Origin of the sequence: Streptomyces sp. V4I23 (genome assembly GCF_030817975.1) — a bacterium.
GTDB lineage: Bacteria > Actinomycetota > Actinomycetes > Streptomycetales > Streptomycetaceae > Streptomyces.
Genome location: NZ_JAUSZW010000004.1, coordinates 1,657,546 through 1,674,950, shown reverse-complemented (window position 1 = coordinate 1,674,950; position 17,405 = coordinate 1,657,546). Strand labels below are relative to the sequence as shown.

14 protein-coding genes are annotated in these 17,405 nt (G+C 72.0%); 5 read left to right on the top strand and 9 right to left on the bottom strand.

Annotation, left to right across the window (positions count from 1 at the left end; all coding sequences use genetic code 11):
* Nucleotides 1-153 precede the first annotated feature (153 nt).
* Nucleotides 154-615, top strand: coding sequence for a hypothetical protein (locus QFZ82_RS09780; RefSeq protein WP_307712785.1), 462 nt, complete (start codon nt 154-156; stop codon nt 613-615).
* 96 nt (nt 616-711) lie between these two features.
* Here the strand turns inward: QFZ82_RS09780 and QFZ82_RS09775 are convergent, their stop codons facing one another.
* The 4 genes from QFZ82_RS09775 to QFZ82_RS09760 all read right to left on the bottom strand — a co-directional run bounded on the left by QFZ82_RS09775 (nt 712) and on the right by QFZ82_RS09760 (nt 5,603).
* A complete protein-coding gene (locus QFZ82_RS09775; RefSeq protein WP_373429409.1) occupies nt 712-1,983 on the bottom strand; it encodes a VWA-like domain-containing protein in 1,272 nt (423 codons plus the stop codon).
* A gap of 143 nt (nt 1,984-2,126) precedes the next feature.
* The gene (locus QFZ82_RS09770) at nt 2,127-3,434 is read right to left on the bottom strand and encodes an AAA family ATPase (protein WP_307712783.1); all 1,308 of its coding nucleotides are present in this window, start codon (nt 3,432-3,434) and stop codon (nt 2,127-2,129) included.
* 102 nt (nt 3,435-3,536) lie between these two features.
* Nucleotides 3,537-5,081 (bottom strand): hypothetical protein, encoded by a 1,545-nt coding sequence (locus QFZ82_RS09765; protein ID WP_307712782.1) that lies wholly within the window; start codon nt 5,079-5,081, stop codon nt 3,537-3,539.
* Nucleotides 5,082-5,213: 132 nt separating this feature from the next.
* Nucleotides 5,214-5,603: a RidA family protein gene (locus tag QFZ82_RS09760; protein WP_307717677.1), complete on the bottom strand. Its 390-nt coding sequence runs from the start codon at nt 5,601-5,603 to the stop codon at nt 5,214-5,216.
* 248 nt (nt 5,604-5,851) lie between these two features.
* On the opposite strand from QFZ82_RS09760, the gene fxsT reads away from it, so the two are divergent.
* Nucleotides 5,852-7,870, top strand: a complete 2,019-nt coding sequence (gene fxsT / locus QFZ82_RS09755; RefSeq protein WP_307712781.1) for an FxSxx-COOH system tetratricopeptide repeat protein — start codon at nt 5,852-5,854, stop codon at nt 7,868-7,870.
* On the opposite strand, the gene QFZ82_RS09750 is transcribed toward fxsT, so the two are convergent.
* On the bottom strand, nt 7,854-8,591 hold the full coding sequence (locus tag QFZ82_RS09750) for a hypothetical protein (protein WP_307712780.1): 738 nt from the start codon (nt 8,589-8,591) through the stop codon (nt 7,854-7,856). The two genes, fxsT and QFZ82_RS09750, sit on opposite strands and share 17 nt — an antisense overlap.
* Nucleotides 8,592-8,829: 238 nt before the next feature.
* On the opposite strand from QFZ82_RS09750, the gene QFZ82_RS09745 reads away from it, so the two are divergent.
* From QFZ82_RS09745 to QFZ82_RS09735, 3 genes are all read left to right on the top strand, one after another.
* Nucleotides 8,830-9,408 (top strand): hypothetical protein, encoded by a 579-nt coding sequence (locus tag QFZ82_RS09745; protein WP_307712779.1) that lies wholly within the window; start codon nt 8,830-8,832, stop codon nt 9,406-9,408.
* A gap of 155 nt (nt 9,409-9,563) precedes the next feature.
* On the top strand, nt 9,564-10,142 hold the full coding sequence (locus QFZ82_RS09740; RefSeq protein WP_307712778.1) for a hypothetical protein: 579 nt from the start codon (nt 9,564-9,566) through the stop codon (nt 10,140-10,142).
* 157 nt (nt 10,143-10,299) lie between these two features.
* Nucleotides 10,300-11,628 (top strand): histidinol-phosphate transaminase, encoded by a 1,329-nt coding sequence (locus QFZ82_RS09735; RefSeq protein ID WP_307712777.1) that lies wholly within the window; start codon nt 10,300-10,302, stop codon nt 11,626-11,628.
* A gap of 65 nt (nt 11,629-11,693) precedes the next feature.
* Here QFZ82_RS09735 and QFZ82_RS09730 read toward each other — a convergent pair whose 3' ends face one another.
* The 4 genes from QFZ82_RS09730 to QFZ82_RS09715 form a co-directional block, all read right to left on the bottom strand.
* Nucleotides 11,694-12,986: an acetyl-CoA carboxylase biotin carboxylase subunit family protein gene (locus QFZ82_RS09730; protein WP_307712776.1), complete on the bottom strand. Its 1,293-nt coding sequence runs from the start codon at nt 12,984-12,986 to the stop codon at nt 11,694-11,696.
* The gene (locus QFZ82_RS09725; RefSeq protein WP_307712775.1) at nt 12,983-14,329 is read right to left on the bottom strand and encodes an MFS transporter; all 1,347 of its coding nucleotides are present in this window, start codon (nt 14,327-14,329) and stop codon (nt 12,983-12,985) included. The genes QFZ82_RS09730 and QFZ82_RS09725 overlap by 4 nt, the downstream gene beginning before the upstream one ends.
* Nucleotides 14,330-14,414: 85 nt before the next feature.
* Nucleotides 14,415-16,058, bottom strand: a complete 1,644-nt coding sequence (locus tag QFZ82_RS09720; protein WP_307712774.1) for an amino acid--tRNA ligase-related protein — start codon at nt 16,056-16,058, stop codon at nt 14,415-14,417.
* A gap of 702 nt (nt 16,059-16,760) precedes the next feature.
* Entirely contained in the window at nt 16,761-17,321 is a 561-nt protein-coding gene (locus QFZ82_RS09715) for an NAD(P)H-dependent oxidoreductase (RefSeq protein ID WP_177149017.1), read from the bottom strand.
* Between the last annotated feature and the right edge of the window lie 84 nt (nt 17,322-17,405).

Below are 17,405 nucleotides of genomic sequence, written 5' to 3'. Positions count from 1 at the left end.
ATGCCTCGACGACGTCTGAAGGGTGCCGATGGTTGTACGCGCCGGCTCCGGTTTTCCTGTGAGAACGGACACCGACACGGGCCGTGATGCTCTCCGCATTGCTTTCGCTGGGACGGATGAGCTGGTCATGGCCGTTTGGTGGGGAGGAAACGGATGCCGATCGAAGGGCGTGCAGCGCAGCTGCCGGACGCCGACGGCATGCAGGGGTATGCCGCGGGCTTCGTCGCCGAGATGAACGAGCGCAGCAGACTGCCGCTCGACTACAGCGTGGTGAGCCTGAGACTCGTGGACTTCGTCGTCGACGGACTCAGACGCGGCGGACCGGAGCGCTCGGGCGTCGACCGCATCCTGCAGGGCCTCGGCGCCTACGTCGGCGAGGTGATCGTCCGCCGGGCGGGCGCGCGCTGGGTCGACCTGGACGCGGACCAGACCGAGCTGTTCGGGCAGACCGTCGGCCTCCGCATGCCCGACGGCCGGGTCTGGAACCCGCTCGGCAAGGTGGTCAAGCGCTTCGAGCACGGTGCCTCGGAGTCGGTCGAGCGCTTCTACCTGCTGCTGCACGGCCGCCGCCCCCCGAACCGCCGCGGCCCGCTCCCGGAGCGCGCCGCGTGCTGAAGCCGGGGTGTGGGGGCTGATGCCCCCACACCCCGGAGTGCGCCGGCATCGCGCCGCGGGCCCCGCCGGGTGGCGATGCCGCGCCACTGCGCTTTCTCAGCCGATGGTGACGACACGCGCCCAGGACGGCGGGGTGTCCGGGACGTAGTCGGGGTTCTCCTCGGACACGGCGCGGACGGGACGGGGGAAGAGACCGACCACGGTGCGGCAGGGCGGCTGCGCGGAGGGCCACGCCGTCTGGCCGTCCGTCAGGGCCACGATCACGTCAGGGCGGGGCCGGGAGCGGAGCGCCCGGGCGAAGCCGGAGCGCAGATCCGTTCCTCCGCCGCCGACCAGCTCGATGTTCTCGGCGCGGCAGAGCGGGACGGCCACCCCGGCCGCCGCGTCGCAGGAGATCACCGAGACCAGGTCGCGCCGCCCGCCCACCGCCCGCGAGATCGCCGCCACCTCCAGCAGCGCGCTGCCCAACTCGGCGTCGCTCACCGACCCGGAGGTGTCGATCACGACGCAGACCCGGGGCGGCGTACGGCGCAGGCTGGGCAGCAGCACCCCGGGGACACCGGCCGAGCGCCGGGACGGACGCCGGTAGCTGTGGTCCTCGCCCACCCCGGGCGCCCCCGCCGCCGAGCGGACCGCCGCCCCCAGCAACTGCCGCCACGGCTGCGGTGGATGGAACGCCTCGTCCGCCCACCGGCGCCACCCCTCCGGAGCGTCGCCCGGCCGGCCCTTGATCCCCTCGGCGACCCGGAACCGGACCGCGTCCCGCTGCTGCCTGCTCAGCCCGTGCGCCCCGTCGGGCCCCAGCTCCCACGGCCGGTCCTGCCCGTCGGCACCACTGCCGCAGTCCAGCCAGGCCAGGTCCGCGGCGAGCCCGGACATCGACGCCGTCCGCAGGTACTCCTCCATCAGCAGCCCGTCGGGCAGCCGCAGCAGCGACGGCAGCACCGCCCCGGCAGGCAGGGGCAGACCGTCACCGTAGATGTCGTCGTTGATCTCGAAGTCGGCGGCGATGTTCCGCCGCAGCCTCTCCCAGCCCTCGGCCGAGGGGACCTTCCCCCTGCCTTCGGCGGGGGCACCCCCACTCTCGCCTCCCTGGCCCGGCCCGTGCTCCGCGTGCTCCCGCGCATACCGCTCGCCGCGCCCGTGGTGGTCCCGGAGCAGATGGGAGACCTCGTGCACCCAGACGCCCGCCAGCTCCTCCACCGGGGTGCGCGCCACGAAGCCGGGGGAGACGTAGCAGCGCCAGTGCGCGTCCACCGCCATCGTCGGCACCGACCGGTCCTCCACCACGTGCAGCGCGAAGAGCGCGGCGGCCAGGTAGGGGCGGACCTTCACCGCGTGCAGCCGGGCGGCCAGCAACTTCTCCAGGTCCAGCGGGAGTCCGGGCCGGCCGTCCGGCCCGCCGGAGCCGGCGGGCGGCCCCGGCACGGTGGCCCGCACCGGGCGCGGCGGCGCGGGCGGGGACATCGGGCGCGGCAGCGGGCGCGGCCCCCGGCGCTTCGTGGCCCCCGTCATCGGCGCGACCCCGTCGCACGCCCGGCATCGGCCGCCGCGGCGGCCCGCCCCACCGACCGGTCCGCCCGCCGGGCGAGGCCGACCACACAGGTCAGCCGCTCCACCGCCTCCGGCACCTCCCAGTCGTCGCGCCGCAGCGAGGCCAGCGCCGATGCAGGGGCGACCAGCAGGTCCGGGGCGCCGGTCTCCAGCGCCCGGACCAGCACCGCCCACCCCGCCTCCCACCGCTCCCGCTCCGGCCGCGCCCCGACGGCGGCGACGACCGCCTCCAGCGCGGCCTGACGCAGATCGCCCCGCACCGGCAGCTCGGCGGAGGCCGGATCGGCCAGCAGCGTCTCCGGGTCCGGCAGGTCCATCCGGTCCAGATGGGCGAGGAGTTCGAGCCCCGGCCCGTCCCCCACCGCACCCCGCACCAGCAGCGCCAGCACCTCCCGGGAGACGGAGGCCGCCGTGCCGAAGGCCAGCAGGGTCAACGCAGCCTCCCAGCTCCGGGGCGAGGGCCAGGCGCCGCCGCGCCGCGTCTCGGTGTTCGGCAGCCGGTGGATCAGTGTCGGCCGGGCTTCCAGGAAGCCGCAGACCGCGCGCCGGGCGAAAGCCACCGCCTCCGAAAGCCGCTCCGGCACCAGCCGGGGCAGCTCCGCACGGGGCCAGACGCCGCCCAGCCCGCGCACCACCACCTCCCGGTCGTGCACCCAGTACAGATGCACGAACCGGTTGGCCAGCGGCGGGCTCAGCTCCCACCCGTCCGCCGCCGACGCGCGCGGATTGGCGGCGGCCACGATCCGCACCGCCGAGGGCAGTTGCAGCGCACCGACCCTCCGCTCCAGGACGACCCGGAGCAGCGCGGCCTGGACGGCCGGGGTGGCGGTGGAGAGTTCGTCCAGGAAGAGCAGCCCCCGCCCGGCCCGCACGAGCTCCACGGCCCACTGCGGCGGCGCCATCGGCACCCCCTGCACCGCCGGGTCGTCGCCCACGACGGGCAGCCCGGAGAAGTCGGACGGTTCGTGGACGCTGGCGATCACGGTCGTCAGCGGCAGGTCGAGGGAGGCGGCGAGCTGCGTCAGGGCCGCGGTCTTGCCGATGCCCGGCTCGCCCCAGAGCAGCACCGGCAGGTCGGCCGCGACGGCCAGGGTGAGCGCCTCGAGCTGCCCGTCGGGGCGCGGCTCGGTGGTGGTCCTCCGCAGGAGTGTCAGGAGGTCGTCGGAGAGGGCGAGTTGGGTGCCGGTTGCGGATGCGCCGACGGGGGTGGGTGCGTGCGTGCCGGCGGCCGGAACCGGGGCGGGCAGGAGGGTACTGGAGGTCATGGGCATCACCTGGGGTGGGATAAGGGAACGGGACGGCCCGTCCGGGATGTCGTGGGGCGCGGAAGGCGCAGTGCGAGTACGGACTTGGGGTGGGGCGGCGGGTCAGCCGGTCAGGCCGGTGCGGGGCCGGGCCCGGCTGCTCCGCTTGCGACGCACCGCGAGAGGCGTACGGCGGTCGAGCCGGGGACGGTGGCCGGTATCCGCGTGTCCGAAGCCCGAGGCGTTCCCGCCCCCTGCCCCACCGGCACCGGGGTGCACGGCGACCAGCCCCGAGCGGAAGAGCCCGTGGTCGATGCGGCGCGCCGCGGCCGACTCCAGCTCCTCCCGGAGCGGCCCGTCGCGCAGGATCGCACCGGGGCCGAGCAGCCCTTCGACCACGGCCAGCGCTCCGGCGACGTCACCGTGGCCGAGCCGCTCCCGGACCGCGGGCAGTGCCTCCGGGTTGCGGTGCACCGCGTCGATCGCCCGCAGGCAGGGCAGCGCCGGGCCGCCGAGCGCCACCAGCAGTTCCTCCCGGCGCAGTTGGGCCGCGTCGTGATCGACCGCCGTCAACACACCGTCCCGCAGCGCGATCCGGTGGACCTCGCCCCGGCATTCCACCCGGTGCGGATCGCCGGGCTCGGGGGCGGCGCCGGCCGCCGGTGCCGAGCCGTACGCCGCCACCGAGCCGGACGCCGTCAATGCCGCGGCGACGAGCGGATGCAGCCGTTCGGCCGCGACCAGTCCGGCCCGCAGCAGCTCCAGGTCCGGAAGGACCCGGACGGCCGCCTCCGGCAGCACCGGAAGCGCCGCGACCTCCTGGGGCGGCAGTGCCTCCCTCAGCGGCCGGAACGTCGGGGCATGGCTGTCGTCGGGGGCGACGAGTTCGAGCACGGCGCGGCTCCGCGCACCGAGCCGCACGGTGAAGGCCTCGCGAGGGCGCCCCTCGGCCCGCAACAGCAGTTCCGCCTCGGCGGCCCAACGTGCCGACGCCCACGAGGCGTCGTGGACGGTGGGCCGATCCGGCAGGTCCGGCAGGTCCGGCGGATACAGCAGACCCATCGGGCCAGGCCTGCCGGGGGCGCGGGGCCGGTCGGGCGGGCCCATGGACGGTGTCCCGCCCGCACCGCACCGTCGTGCCAGTTCGCCGCTCCGCCCGGCGTCCCACAGATGCCGGTGCAGGTCGAGCCGGAAACGCCGGTCGGGATGCGGGTGCGGGTGCGGAGGGTGCCCAGGGACACCGTTACCGGACTCCTCCCACAGGGCCAGGGACATCCGCTGTCCGGCGTCCGCCCGGGCCGGCGGCGTCCGCACCACCAGTTGCAGCGGCGTGGCACCCGAACTCCCGTAGCGGGCAAGGGAGATGGTGAGGCCGGGCCGGAGCCGCCCGTCAGGGGCGGTCCGGGGCATGTGCCAGCGGAGCAGATCCGGCGCCAGCCGACGCAGATCTGCACGGAGGCGGGTGACGAGATCGGTGCCGTGGCGGTCGCGCACGGCGCGCAGATCGAGATCGACATCGATCCGGGCGGCGGCGCAGGCCCCCGCCCAGTCACCGACCGCACGCCGTGCGGTCGCGGTCTCGATCATGGACAGTGGCACGGCGTACTCGCGCACGCGCTGCCACATCAACAGGCGGGCCGGAATCACATTCGCGAAGTGATGTGCCATCAGCACTCACCTTGCGCGAATGATTCCCCCAATCCGTACGAGGAGAAGTTCTTCATCCCCGGCATCATAAGCACCACGATGTGGATCTGTCAGTCCACTTCGACCGCCCGGAGGTCGCGACGCCCTGCCGAGTCACCAGGGGATGACCGCCAGGGCCTCCACCTCGAGCAGCAGTTCCGGCCGGAAGAGGGCGGCCACCTGTACTGCCGTGCTGGCCGGCGGACGCGCGGTGTCGACGTAGGCGTCGCGGGCGGCACGCACCTCCGGCAGGACGGCGATGTCGGTGACGTAGTAGGTGAGCTTGGCGACGTCCGCGAATGTCGCGCCACCTGCCGCCAGGCAACGCCGCAGGTTCTCGAAGACCTGGCAGGCCTGGGCAGCGGCGTCGCCCTCGCCGACCACATGTCCCTTTGCGTCCAGCGCGACCTGCCCGGAGATCACGACCAGCCGGCCTTCCCCTACGACCACATGGCTGTAGCCGTTGGCGGGAGCGACTCCGTTGGGCGGGATGTGGGAGAGCATGGTCTCTTCCGACTCGTCCCGCACATCTGACGCGTCTGACACAGGTGTCCTCCCCGAACTGCCGTCGACGACGCAACGATACGGCGGAGAGGCCCGGTTGAGGATTCCTGCGGCCTCTTCGGTCAGCGTCGTACCCGGTGCTGCCGGTGCGCTGACGTTGGTCGATTCCCCTCGGGCGGTGCGGCTCCTGGGATAAACTCACGCCGGCTGTTGATCGTCGCGGTCGCCGTCATACCGAAGAGGGAGCCATGTGGCGAACGGTGGCCAGCGCGGGGGCCGGTTTGCTCGTGCTGTTCGTCGGCAGTCTTGCCTTCAACGCGGCGTCCGGCCAGAGTCACTGGCCGGGGCCGCTCGACTTTGTGCGGGTCCACCCGTGGGTGGTGCTCCTCATCCTGATACCCCTGTCGTTGATCGGCCTGTGGCAGGCGCCGCGCCGTGACCGTGCGCAGGAGCCGCTCGCGCCCGTGGCGTACCGGCTGCCGCCGCGCAACACCAACTTCACCGGCCGCGACGCCACGCTGCGGGAGATGCGGCAGCGCCTCACCTCGGTGAACGACGTCGCGATGCTCGTCGTGCACGGGCTGGGTGGAGTCGGCAAGACCCAGCTCGCGGTCGAGTACGCCTACCGTTATCTGTCGAAGTACCGGTTCGTCGTGTTCGTGGACGCCGAGCACTCCGATCTGGTGGCGTCGCAGTTCGTATCGCTGGCCAGGGAGCTGGGGCTGGCGGAGGTGAGCTCCGACCAGGTCATCCCACGGGTGTACGGCAAGCTGCTGGACCGCAGGCCCTGGCTGATCATCTTCGACAACGGGGAGAAGCCGGGCACGCTCACGCACGCGCTGCCGTCGGGTGGCCTGGCGAGCAACGGCCATGTCATCGTCACGACCAGGGTGAGCGGCTGGTCGAGCAGAGCCGGCGTCGTCGACCTGGATGTGTTCACCAGGCGAGAGTCGGTGGAGCTGCTGGTCCGGCGGGTGCCCGGCATGACCGCGGCGGTGGCGGACCGGATCGCCGAGCAACTGGGGGACCTGCCGCTGGCGCTGGAGCAGGCGGCCGGGTACATGGGCTACAACCACACGGCGCCCGAGGAGTACCTGACTCTGCTGACGTCGCGGCTGGAGGACATGATCGCTCGGGGTGAGCCGGTCGACCGGCCGACGGTGGTGGTCGCGACCCTGTGGCAGCTCAGTGTGCGAAGGCTGGAGACAGAGCAGCCCCAGGCGGTGCGGCTGCTGGAGCTGTGTGCCCTGCTGGCGCCGGAGCCGATCCCGCTGGACCTGTTCACCGGCAGCCCCGAAACACTGAACGGAGCCGCAGCCGACCCGCTGGTGTGGGACACGACGGTCGGTGCCCTGGCCGGTCTGGGTCTCGCGAGGCGCGGGGACGCGTCCCTGGTGCTGCACCGGCTGGTTCAGGCCGCCGTCCGGGCCGCGATGCCGGACGAGGTGCACACCGACGCCCGGGTCAAGCTGTGTCGTGCGCTGCTCGCGGCCGTACCGCACGACATCCACGGGGATCCGGACGCGCGGCCGCGGTGGCAGGGGCTGCTCCCGCACGTCATCGCGGTGACCAAGGACGATCCACCGGCCGAGTGCGCTGCGGAGACGGCGGTGCTGCTGAGGCTGGCATCGGAGTTCCTCCTCCAGATCGGGGATCGCTCGGTGGCGCTGCCCCTGTGTGAACGTGCCCTCGCGATCGACGAGTCGCTCGAGGGCCGGGATGCGGAGGTCGGCTTCGACCTGATCACCCTGGCACAGATCCACCGGGACCTCGGTGCGCCGGAGAGGGCACGCCCGCTGGCGGAACGCGCGCTGCGCCTGCACGAGTCCTGCCTGCCGGCGGACAGCCCCGCCATCGCGACGGACCTGGCCACGCTTGCGCGGACACTGTGCCTTCTCGGTGAACACGGGGCGGCGCGGCCGCTGGCCGAGCGGGCGCTGCAGATCGACGAGGCGGCGTACGGGCCGGACGACCCGTACGTGAGCTTCGACCTGATAGCCCTGGCCAACGTCCACGTCGACCTCGGCGACTACGCCACGGCCGCGCCGCTGATCTCGCGGGCGCTGCGGATCCGCGAGGCCAGATACGCGCCGGACCACCTGTACATCGGGTACGTCCTGCTGTTCAAGGCCCGCGTCCTGCACACGTTGAACGACCCGACCGCAGCGGACCTCGCGCGCCGGGGTGCACAGATCCTGCAGACCCGACTGGGCAAGAACCACCCCAAGACCGAGGAAGCATTCGCTCTGGTCAACCGTCTACGTTGACGACGCCGTCTTGGTGGCCGACGAGTCGGTCAGCATCGCTCGCCGGTGCGCCGGTGCGCCGAGGCGTGCAGGCCGGGGCGGGCATCGGCATGTCCACCGCACGGGCCAGGGCGGCGGTGACGGGGACGGCGTGGCCGGGGAGACGGACTGCTGCCCAACCGGCGGCCAGCTGGAGGAAGTCGGCCAGATCCCGCTGGGCGACCGCGAGCAGGCGGCGAAGTTCGGTGACGGACACTTCGATCACCGGACTGTCGTCCCGCTCCGCGTCGACGGTCAGCCGCACGACATCGCCGACGCGTTCGGCAAGCGGGCTCGGGTCGTGGCCGAACCAGCCGCAGTCGCCGTCACCGTCGAGGACGCCGAACCATTCGCGCCAGTCCTCGAGCCCGCTGCAGCAACCCGGTACCAGGGTGGCCCCGTTGGCGGCGTCGGTGATGCGCAGGCCCCCGGACGCGAAGAGGGGATCCATGGTGAGCAGTCCGTGCAGAAAGCTTCCGAGCGGGTCGCCGGGGCGTGGCGGGCGGTCGTCGTGCTCCGGATTGATGTCGTTGCACGCGGCGATACGCATCACCGCCGTGCCGACCTGGGACGCGTCGAGCGCACCGTTCAGCGGCAGGAAGCCGCACGGCTCGGAGTCGGCCACCGGCCAGAGGCCGAAACCGGCGGGTGCGTACGTCTCCAGGACGGGCTGCAAGGCGATCACCCGGAGAGTGTGCGGCACGTCCCGACCGTGCCGCATCCGCATTTCGGTCGGCTCCCGTGGCCGGCTTCTCGCGTCCGCGGTCGAAGGGAGGACCGGCACCACGGCGAGGACGGTCATGTCCGGCGGGGAGGCCCAGTCGCCCCCCAAGGGAGTGATGACATATCCATCATGACAGGTCAGCGAGGGTTTTCGTAGGACGAACGGCATAGCCCGGGAGCCTTGTTGGCCGCTGTCCGCGGCTCGCAGAATCACCGTCATGAATCCCGCGACGAAGCATGCAGGGCAGTCCGGTCACGCAGGGCGGACCGGTCATGCCGAGACCATCGATCACGACGCGGTACTGCGAGCGCGCACGGCGCTGCTCGGCTGCGGCACGCTCAGCCCCCACCAGGAGGCGGACGCCTGCCGGACGCTCTCGGCGGTGAGCCCGCCTGCGTATCTACCGCGCCTGGTAAGGGCTCTGCTGCGCGTCAGCTACGAACGCGGCGCTCATCTGGAGACCTGCCTGAGCGTGTGCGCCGAGGCGGTCGCCGCGGCCCGGCGGCTGGACGGGATGGAGCCGGGACGTGCCGAACTGCTCGTCGACGCGCTGGATGCGTACCAGCGTCAGCTGTACGGGCTCGGCCGACGGGCGGAGGGCCTCTCGATACGGGAGGAGATGGCGCGGGTCGGTCGCAGGGCGTTCGAGACGGGGCAGGTGGCAAGCCCCGTGTACGGACTCGGCCCCTTGGCCACCGGCTTGGCCGAGGAGGGGCGACATGGGGAGGCGGCGGACTTGTGCGGCAGGATCGTGGCCGCCGCTCGTCAGGGGGCCTCGGGGGGCCCGTCGTTCTAGGACATGGTGGAGTGGGCGGCCGAGCTGGACGCGGCCGGCCGGCACGAGGCGGCCCTCGACGCCTTCGGAGACCTTGTCTCGACCACGCGCCGCGACGTCGAGAACGGGCGTACGTCGCTCGCGAACCTGCTGTGCAACTGGTCCGCTTCGCGGAAATGCTCGACTTCCGCGGGCGGTTCGACGATGCCCGTGCCGCACGGCGGGAGGCCGGGGACCTGCTCACCGAACTGGCGGCGAGCGGCGAGCGCAAGAGCTGGAGCTGCATCCTCGCGTGGTGGCGGATCCTGCTGGGCCTGTCGGGACGCGTACACGAGCAAGGGCAACTGGGCGAAGCGGAGCTGCCGTTCGGTTCCGACACGCTCGGCTGGTCCCCCGGCCTCTGGGCGGCGTACGTCGACGGCCGGGCCGGCCTCGAGGCGGCCGCTGCCGTGCTCGGGCCACCGGCCAGGACCGATCCGGGCAACCACCTGGCCGAGTTGATCACGATGCACCGGCGGCTGACGATCCGTTCGGTGTTCTACTGGGAGAGGCGCACTCACCTCATTCTGGAGCCCCTCCGGCCCCTGTTCGACGAAGGAGTCGCTCTCGCACGCCGACTGGCCGAGACGGACGACAATGCGGGCCGGGCCCTGCTCGCCAGAGCGCTGACGGACAGGTCCACGCTCCTCGTCGCCGGGAAGCGGTACGCACAGGCGCGGGACGACTTCCTGGAGGCGACCGGACTGCGCGGCTGACGGCGGCAGCACGCCCGCCCCCGCCCCCGCCCGCGCCCGCGCCCGCGTCGGCGACCGGCCCCGACCAGGCCCGGAGTTGAACGCCGGGGCCGGGACGGACGTACCTGTGGTCGGCCGTGCGATCCGTGCGGCCGACCACAGGCAGGGGAGGCACGTCTTGGCCGGCAGCAATGTCACCGCGCTGTTCCGCGCGTCCACCGCGCACAGCCCGTCCTACTTCTCCCTGAACAGGGCGGGCGGCGGTGCCGAAGAGATCCTCGACTTCTGCATCCCCTGCAACCCGTACTTCCCCACACCCGCCATGTTCGACGAACTCGGCCGGGGACTGCGGGAGATCCTCACCTACTACCCGAGCAGCGCCGACACCATCACCGGTGAGCTCTGCCGGCTGCTGGGCCTCAACCCGCAGACCGTCGCCATGGGCAACGGCTCCACCGAACTGATCACGTGGATCGACCACCTGCTGGTGCGCGAGTCCCTGGCCGTGCCCGTACCGACCTTCGGCCGCTGGACCGACCAGCCGATGGAGACCGGCAAGCGCGTCGACATGCTGCTCCTGCCGGAGGCACGCGGGTTCGCCCTCGACCCCGCCTCCTTCGTGCAGTTCGTCCGGAGCAGAGGCTCGCGCGCCGCCGTCGTCTGCAACCCGAACAACCCCGACGGCGGAATGCTGTCCAAGCAGCAGGTCGTGTCCCTCCTCGACCAGCTGCAGGACCTGGACCTGGTCGTCGTCGACGAGTCGTTCCTCGAATTCGCCGACGGAGGCCAGGAGGCGAGCGTCGCCGCCGAGGCCGTGCTGCGGCCCAACGTGATCGTGCTGCGCAGCCTCGGCAAGAACTTCGGCCTGCACGGAGTGCGCTTCGGCTACCTGGTGGCCAACCCGGCCCTGGCCACGCGCGTCCGGGCCGCCCTGCCGAAGTGGAACCTCAACTCCTTGGCGGAGACCGTCGTCTTCATGCTGGGCGAGCACCGCGAGGAGTACGCGCAGAGCCTGCGCCAGGTGTGCCGAGACCGGCAGGAGATGATCTCGCGGCTCTCCCAGGTGCCGGGCCTGACCGTCTATCCGTCCCAGGGCAATTTCCTCTACGTCCGCCTGCCCGAAGGCGCGGACGGACAGGTCCTGCGGGACCGGCTGCTCGCGGAACACGGCGTCCTGGTCCGCGAATGCGGCAACAAGATCGGCAGCTCCAGCCGGTTCGTACGCCTCGTCGTGCGCCCCGACCCCGATGTGGTGCGGCTCGTCTCGGCGATGGAACTGGTGCTGTACGGGCAGCAGACCCCCGTCCAGGCACCCCCGCCCCGGCCCGAGCCGGTGCGTCCGATGCTCGCGCAGGCCGGCCCGCTCGCCCTCGCCCAGCAGCCCCTCGCCGCCCAGGGCCTCGTCCCGGCCGACGGACGCGGCCGGGACGCCGTCCAGGCCGGGGCCATGGCGGCGGGCTACACCTCCGGCACTGCCGCCGTCGACCGCCTGATCGCCCCGAGCTGACCACCCCGGGGAGCCAAAGAGGCCCGCCGTCCGGTCCGGACGGCGGGCCCCGGGCGCACCGAGCGCTACGCGTAGGTGAACGGCTGGTATTCGGCCAGCAGCCTGAAGTCCCGGTACAGCGCGTCGAAGTCGCGGTTCCACACCAGGAACGTGCCGCCCACCGTCACCAGGTCCGAGGTGCCGTCGACCCGGTCGCCGGGGCGAACCGTCCACCGCATCTCGTACGAGCTGTCGATCTTCGGCTCCAGCCGCTCGCCGACCACTCCGGCGCGCAGCGGCATGCACGCGTCGAAGCAGTACACCTGCTCGCCCTCCCACCGGCGGCTGCGGACACCGCTCTCGATCCCGAACGCGACGTTCACCAGGGCCTCGCCGTAGTGGCGCTGCATCGCGGCCAGACCCGACATGCCCTTGAAGCGCGCACCGACCTCCAGGAACACCAGCTCGTCGTCCCCGGTGAGGAACAGCTCCAGATGCGAGGCGCCGTCCGGCCTGCCCAGGGCGTCCAGGGCCTTGCCGGCGAAGGCGACCATGCGCGCCACCCGCGGGTCGTCGTCGAGCAGGTTGATGTCGGCGTTGACCCGGCCGCCGGCCACGTCCGCCGAGTTCACCAGGTACTCGGTGACACCGCCGAAGACGGTCTTCCCCGCCGCCGAGATGACGTTGACGCTGTAGATGCGGCCGTCGATGAACTCCTCGTACTCGTACGCCCGTCCCAGCTCTCCGTCCTCGGGAAGCGCCGCGAAGTCGTCGTAGCTCTCCACGGTGACGACGCCGATGGAGCCCGCGGAGTCGGTCGGCTTGAGCACGAAGGGCAGCCCGATCCGGCCGGTGATGTGGTCGAAGTGGGCACGGACGCCCGCCCGGTGGCGCTCCGGCTTCCAGGAGCCGAACGCCGGCGCGCGCACGCCTGCCGCCGCCACCCGCCGCTTCATCTCCAGCTTGTCGAGGAAGGGGATCACATCGGCGGGGTACGGCCCCGAGAGCCCGAGCCGCTCGCGGATCTCCGCCGCGCCCAGCACGTTCTGCTCCAGATACGTGTGGACGGTCAGCCCGTCCCGGCTCGTGCCCCGCAGCAGCGCGGCGACGATCTCCGTCCCCGCGTCCACGTCGATCTGCGGGGTGAGGAGCGGCGACGGGTCGGCCTCCGCCGTCGGCACGACATGGACCTCGTCGAACCAGCCGCGCCACTCGTCGGTGAGGTGGGCGGCGTCGGGCGTGGAGAAGATCCCGACGAGGCGTACGGACTCCGGGTCCTCGAACAGCGCGGGGTCGAACGCCTCGAGGCCCCGGGTGCCGATGAACACGGCGGTGTGCGGTGCGGCGTGCGTCGCGGGGGCCAAGTCGGCGGTGGTCATGCCGTTTCCTCCTTCGTGGGACGCCCCGCGGCCGGGACGGTCACCGATGCGAGCGGGCGAGCGGGCAGAGTGCCCGCCGAGCGGGAAGAGCCGGGCTCCGGGGAGCCGGGGGCGGTGCGCTGCCGGCGGCGCAGGGCGGCGTACTCCCAGGCCGCGACGAGCAGCACGATCACGGCCACGTCGATGCCGATGGCCCATTCGACGCCGATGGTGTCCATGCCGAGCGAGAAGGCGAAGCCGGCCAGCGCCATGAGGCTGTAGTAGACCGCCGTCAGCAGCCCGACCACCGAGGACACCCGGCTGTCGGGGGAGTGGGCGATCAGCCGCTTGTACTGGTGGGCCCAGACGACCTCACCGGCGAAGACCAGCAGCACGAACACCGCGAGCGCGGGCCCGAGGCCGCCCCGCGCCAGTGGCAGCACCGCGTACATGAGGGCCGCGAAGCCGACGAGGGCCACGGTGAGACGCGCCTGGAGGCGCTCCGGCACCATCCCGCGCCGGCTCAGGTACTGGTAGACGAAGACGCCCGCGAACACCGCGAGCCACTCGGCGGTGAAGAAGACCGCCATACCGGACCGGCCCATGCCGAACCAGAGCTCGGGCACGGCGGTGATCAGCACCTCGTACGTCGCCTGGAGCGCGGTGACCGCGAGAACGATGTAGAAGAAGGCGGAGGAGATCACGGGGCTGCGGGCGATGAGGACGGCGGCCGAGCGCAGGTTGGCGACGACGTTCTCCCTGGCCCCGGCGCTCTCCCGCCGTGCCGCCTCGATGCGCCGCCGGTTGGGCCGCACCAGCGCGAACAGCGCGGCCGACAGCAGGAACGTCGCCACGTCCAGGAGCACGACCGTCCGCAGATCGACGAAGCGGAGGATGAAGCTGCCCACCGCTCCGGCCGCGGCGATGGCCAGGAAGAGACTGGAGTTGAAGACCGTCGAGTAGGTGTCGGTCTGCTCCTCGTCGAAGAACTGCACCAGCGCCTTGACCCGGGCCGCGTTCACCGCGCTGCCCAGCAGGGCGCGGGCGAAGACCACGCCGACGGCGAGCGGGAACATCCGGGGCGACAGCGCGCTCAGGAAGAGCAGGGTGACGGCGGCGGCCACCACGTTCAGCAGCACGAGAAGCCTGCGCGCGTCGGCACGGTCGATGTACCGGGTGGCGAGCAGGCCGACGAACAGGTTCGCGATCCAGTCGGCCGCGAAGACGGCCGACGCGAGCGTGGCGCTGCCGGTCTCGCCGTAGACGAACGCCACGTACGAGATCATCAGCAGCTTCGAGCCGAACAGCGAGACGAACGACGCGGCGTAGGACAGAAGGAAGTTGCGGTTCAGGTAGACGCCCATGACACGGTCCTCGGTAGGCGTGCGGACGGGGCCCGCCGGCGTCGGCGCGCTGCGGGCCCCGCTGCTCACACAGCTGAAGCGGCGGTCACGGGCGGTGGACGCTCTCCGGCCACTTCTTGTCCTCGCCCACCCGCGACACCAGCGGGATGTCCCGGATGTCGTCGTGGTTGAGGACCCACATCAGGAACCGCTCGAGACCCATGCCGAAACCGGAGGTCCGCATGGGCAGTTCCTGCTTCATCTCGGCGTACCAGGCGTAGTCGCGCTCGGGCACCTGGTGCATCACCAGCGCCTTGCGGATCTGCTCGGCGTTGGAGTGGCGCTCACCGGAGCCGACGACCTCGCCCATGCCGAAGAACAGGTCCGCGTTGGCCGCGGTGCGCTGCTCCTCGTCGCCGAAGGCCTGGTAGAAGGGCACCGAGAGGTGGTCGAAGTGCGTGACCCACATGAACTCGTTGACCATCTCCATCAGCTTGTGCTCGCCGCGGCGGGTCAGCGTGCGCCAGGTGCCCTCGTCACGGACGCAGCCCTCCTCGCCCTCCAGGAGGGAGACGGCCTCCTCGAAGGTGATCCGCGGGAAGTGGCCCTTGTACTCGGCCATGCGGCTCAGGTGCGAGGTGTCGCCGGCGGCGGCAGCGATGCGGTCGCCGTACGCCTCCAGGGCGGCCCCGGCGAGCGCCTTGACGTAGCCCTCGACGTAGTCGATCAGCTCGTCTATGCCGCCGGGGATCTCCGCCTCGCTGTGGCTGTACTGGTTCAGGTGGGTCGTGTCCGGCTCCTCGCCGCGGAACGACGGCATGATGTTGTAGCAGCCGCCGGGGGCGAGGCGCATGCCGTACTCGAGCATGAACTGGTTGGAGTCCGGCAGGTACGTGTCGACCCCGTTCACGGTGACCGGTACGGGCTCGGAGTCGCTGCCGAGGCCGGTCGGGCACGTGATGGTGCGGACCGTCAGCGGGAGGTAGAGCGCCTTGAGTCCGCGCGACGTCGCATACTCGGCCGTGGTCCTGTGGATCAGATCCTGAAGATCGGCCACGAGTTCGTACCACGGCGAATTGAGAGCCTTCAGGAATTCGCCGGGCTCATTTCCCCACGCGTTCGGCGGCCTGACGGCTGCGGGCTTGACGGAGGAAGTGGTCGTGGTGTCCAGAATCGTCATGTTTCCACTCCAGTTCAGCGGTGATCGACGGTGATCAGCGAATGCATCGGTAGCGTTCAGGGCGACCGCTTCGATACGCGGCCGGGCGATCGAGACGTAATCCTCGGAATTCAGCGCGACGGAAAGGTCGAGCCGGGCCGCGTTGAAGAAGATCTCCTCCTGCCGCAGCAGTTCCGGATCCACCACCGCTTCGAGATCGGGGTGGAACGAGAACGGCGTGATCGAACCGCACACCGCTCCCGCCAGCTCCTCGGCGGTGTCCCGCTGGGCGAAGGAGACGTCCTTGCCCCCGTAGAGGCGCCGGATCCCCTCCAGGTCCACGAGCCGGTCGCCGGGGACGACGGCCAGGACGTACCGGCTGCTGCGCTTCGTGATCTTCACGCGGACGACGATGCATTTGGCAGCCTGGTCCAACGGGTGTCCGCGCAGCCGGCTCGCGACGTCCGTACGGCCCTCCGGCGCGTGGTGCAGCAGCCGGAATCGTGCTCCTTCGCTCTCGAGGAGTTCCAGAATTCGCCCGCACACCCCGGTGTCATTGTTGAGGTCGAGGAGTTCGGATGGCGGAGCCATGTGATTTCCCCCATCTGGCGCCTAGGCGACCAATTGTTTGGCCGCCGAGTACGCGAATGACGGTAGGCGGGCGGTCACTTGGCCGAGAACGCGTGCCGGGTGACTTCATCAGGTTTCCGGCGGCCGCCGGTCACGAGCCGGTGGAATCCCGGCCGCGCGGTACGCCGCCGACCTACGGTGGTTCGCCGGAAGCACCGGAAGCACCGGAGACGGTCACGGGTCCCACGGAAAACGGCGGACGGATCCGAGAGTGCCGGCAGCGGGAACCGCGGGCCTGGCCCCCTCGGCGCCGCCGCCCGGCAGCGGGCGCGCGACGGCACCGGCCCCGAACTCGACGTGGTTCGGGGCCGGTGCGCAGTGGGGGGCGTGACGGGGCCCTGGTGTGGCTGAACAGGTTCTGCCGGCCAGGCGGCGTGCTGGATGCCCAAGAGCCGGTGGTCGCGGGTCGTCAGCCGGCGGGCCTCGGTGTGCCAGCAGTCCCAGGGGCAGCCGCGGGTGAACTCGATCGACGCGCACGGGTCCAGCCCGCCGAGGAAGTAGCGGTTGCGCCGGCGCATGAGGTCGCGCGCTGGGCGGGGCGGTCGAGGCTGTCGAGCGTCCGTCCCGCCGGGGGCTGCGCGCGGGACGCGGTGTGCGCGGGGAGCCGCGCCGACCCGGCGGCACTCGCGGTACGAGCACCGCGGTGCCGCCGGATCGCGGGTGTCAGGCCGCGGCGGGAGCGGCCTGGGCGGTCACCTGCTGGATGACCTCGGTCAGGGAGGCGACCACCTCGGCGTCGTCGGCCGGGTGCGTCGCGGCGAAGCGCGTCACGGAACCGGGGATGGACAGCTTGACGTCCTCCAGCACCGCGGCACCCGCGATACCGGCGGCCTTGCGGGCCTCGTCCTGCGCCCAGACACCGCCGTACTGGCCGAAGGCGGTGCCGACGACGGCGACCGGACGGCCCGAGATGGCCCCGGCGCCGTACGGGCGGGACAGCCAGTCGATCGCGTTCTTCAGGACGGCCGGCATGGTGCCGTTGTACTCGGGCGAGAACAGCAGGAGCGCGTCGGCGCGGCCGGCGGCCTCGCGCAGCAGCGCGGCGGCGGCCGGTACGGCGCCCTCGACGTCGATGTCCTCGTTGTAGAAGGGCACGTCCGCGAGCCCCTCGAAGATCTCGATGTCGACGCCCTCGGGAGCGTGCTTGACGGCCGCCTCGGCGAGCTGGCGGTTGTGCGAGCCGGCACGGAGGCTGCCGACCAGGGCGAGGATGCGAACAGACATGGGAACTCCTGAAGGCGCTGGGGCGAGTAAACCGGACCGAGGTCCGTTTACTGTTGTACCAGTTAACCGGACCGCGGTCCACTT

Coding starts and splice junctions, on each gene's coding strand:
- QFZ82_RS09780 (WP_307712785.1), top strand. CDS start 154: ATGCCGATCGAAGGGCGTGCAGCGCAGCTGCCGGACGCCGACGGCATG.
- QFZ82_RS09770 (WP_307712783.1), bottom strand. CDS start 3,434: ATGACCTCCAGTACCCTCCTGCCCGCCCCGGTTCCGGCCGCCGGCACG.
- QFZ82_RS09765 (WP_307712782.1), bottom strand. CDS start 5,081: ATGGCACATCACTTCGCGAATGTGATTCCGGCCCGCCTGTTGATGTGG.
- QFZ82_RS09760 (WP_307717677.1), bottom strand. CDS start 5,603: ATGCTCTCCCACATCCCGCCCAACGGAGTCGCTCCCGCCAACGGCTAC.
- fxsT (WP_307712781.1), top strand. CDS start 5,852: ATGTGGCGAACGGTGGCCAGCGCGGGGGCCGGTTTGCTCGTGCTGTTC.
- QFZ82_RS09745 (WP_307712779.1), top strand. CDS start 8,830: ATGAATCCCGCGACGAAGCATGCAGGGCAGTCCGGTCACGCAGGGCGG.
- QFZ82_RS09740 (WP_307712778.1), top strand. CDS start 9,564: ATGCTCGACTTCCGCGGGCGGTTCGACGATGCCCGTGCCGCACGGCGG.
- QFZ82_RS09730 (WP_307712776.1), bottom strand. CDS start 12,986: ATGACCACCGCCGACTTGGCCCCCGCGACGCACGCCGCACCGCACACC.
- QFZ82_RS09725 (WP_307712775.1), bottom strand. CDS start 14,329: ATGGGCGTCTACCTGAACCGCAACTTCCTTCTGTCCTACGCCGCGTCG.
- QFZ82_RS09720 (WP_307712774.1), bottom strand. CDS start 16,058: ATGGCTCCGCCATCCGAACTCCTCGACCTCAACAATGACACCGGGGTG.
- QFZ82_RS09715 (WP_177149017.1), bottom strand. CDS start 17,321: ATGTCTGTTCGCATCCTCGCCCTGGTCGGCAGCCTCCGTGCCGGCTCG.